Annotated in this window: 3 protein-coding genes and 1 pseudogene; all 4 read right to left on the minus strand. The window is 48.4% G+C overall.

Going from position 1 to position 1638, the window contains the following annotated elements:
- Positions 1-62, minus strand: a pseudogene (locus tag R7Q47_RS23810) (flagellar protein); the annotation flags it as partial.
- A 23-nt stretch (positions 63-85) separates the two neighbouring features.
- Entirely contained in the window at positions 86-1168 is a 1083-nt protein-coding gene (locus R7Q47_RS23815) for a flagellar hook-length control protein FliK (RefSeq protein ID WP_318089622.1), read from the minus strand.
- Entirely contained in the window at positions 1165-1485 is a 321-nt protein-coding gene (locus R7Q47_RS23820; RefSeq protein ID WP_005478392.1) for a hypothetical protein, read from the minus strand. The genes R7Q47_RS23815 and R7Q47_RS23820 overlap by 4 nt, the downstream gene beginning before the upstream one ends.
- Positions 1469-1638 (minus strand): flagellar export chaperone FliS (locus R7Q47_RS23825; RefSeq protein WP_318089625.1); only part of this gene is annotated, 170 nt, incomplete at its 5' end. The genes R7Q47_RS23825 and R7Q47_RS23820, both read right to left, overlap by 17 nt.

Genomic DNA, 1638 nt, shown 5'->3' on the forward strand with positions numbered 1-1638 from the left:
GAAACGAGGGCACTGGTGATGATCATGGCGATAAACAGGGCGATCATTTGTTGTTTGGTCATAACCTTTTTCCTCGATGACTAACTTAGGCTTGAGTGTTCAGCCAGTGTTCTGAATAGTTTGTTGTTGTATTGGATTGAAATGCGCTGGACTCACGTGCAGCGAAAATTGTGGTGTCTTCGTCATTCATCTGTTGCTGATGGCGCTCTTGACCTTGGTCGGCACCTACATTGACATCAACATGGACGAAGTTTTGTTCTTGTAGTTCAGTGCGTAAGCGTTCCGATACTTGCATCAAGGCTTCACGTGTTGCCGCCGTGTTTGCGTTGATCTGTACGCTCAATCGATCGCCCTCAACACGAACGAGTAAATCCAGTCCGCCTAGATCGGGCGGATCGAGACGGATTTTCGCTTCCTGAACACTTTGCTGTGCTTGCAAGGTGACTCGGTCATGCAGCACCTGCATCATCTGCTCGCCCCATTTGCCTGCACTTGTGTCCACTTTCACTGCTGCCCACTCTGAGCCTTGCGTATGAGCATGAGCCACTGTCGCAGCACTCACTGCTTGAGCGGACGGAGCAGAAGTTTGAACGTTCAGTGGTGAAGTCGTTGCTTGCCCTTGCGCTGGTTGGTTCAACAATGCTTGAAAGTCTACGGCAGAGGTGTTCACGCGTGCATTCGCAGAAGTCGTTTGGCTAGTTTGAATATCTTGTTGTTGCGGTGATGTGTTTAACAAGGCATTAGCTTGCGCTGGGCTTGTTGTTTTTGCTTCACCTTTTACTTCCAACGGATTGACTTTGTTGAACGACGCAACCGATTTCTCAGCCATGTTTAGCATGCCTTGCGTCAAGGTTTGCGCTTGCGCTGCAAGGTCTGGTGTTTCAGTTGGTGTTGTTGCACTCAGAAGAACATTCATTCCTGTGGTGTCAACAGCAGCATTTTCTTCCGTTGTTGCAGTTGTCGCCTCTTTGCGCTCTTCGCTTGAGAAAGTTTGTGCAGCAAGGCGAAAGCTTGGTACTGCTTGCTCTGATAATGCGGCGGATTGATTCAGAGGTGCTTGCCCTGAAGCATTGCGCTGCGAAAAGCCTTGAACGTCTTTTGCTTGCGTGATTCGGCCTTCTGAAGCTGGAGCGGCATTTGACGATGGCAGTGAAGAAGAAATCATCATTGTGTCATCTCCATTGTCATCGCTAGTTGATATGCCATGGCACGCTCTTGTTGATCGTTCGCCATGTTCATCTCTTTTTTGAGCTCACCAGTGGCTTTCTCTAATGCAGCAAAAGCATCCGCGTGCACGGATTTAGCACGCTGAATCTCAGGTGCTAATTTGGGATCTTTCAAAAACGGCTTATGACTGATAAGCAGCTCTCGAAGCTGCAAATCATGGCGTTTTAGCGCGTGCCAATCCGCCGTCTTAGTGGCGAATTGGATTAGCTGAGATAAGTGACGGAATCGCTCTGGCGACACTTTATGCTTGTTGTCCAAAATTCATCCAACCTTCACGAATATTACCCATTACACGTTCGACGTTCATTAAACGGTCAGCGTCATTTTGTACGCTTGCGTAGTACAGTTCGACTTGACAGAAGTCGTACAGTTGGCGCAAGTTATCTGCAATTTCGCCACCATTTTCGTCAT

It is taken from the genome of Vibrio sp. Vb0349, from assembly GCF_033338975.1.

Bases quoted from the DNA above. Each gene is read 5' to 3' on its own strand.
- R7Q47_RS23815 (WP_318089622.1), bottom strand. From the start codon at position 1,168: ATGATGATTTCTTCTTCACTGCCATCGTCAAATGCCGCTCCAGCTTCA.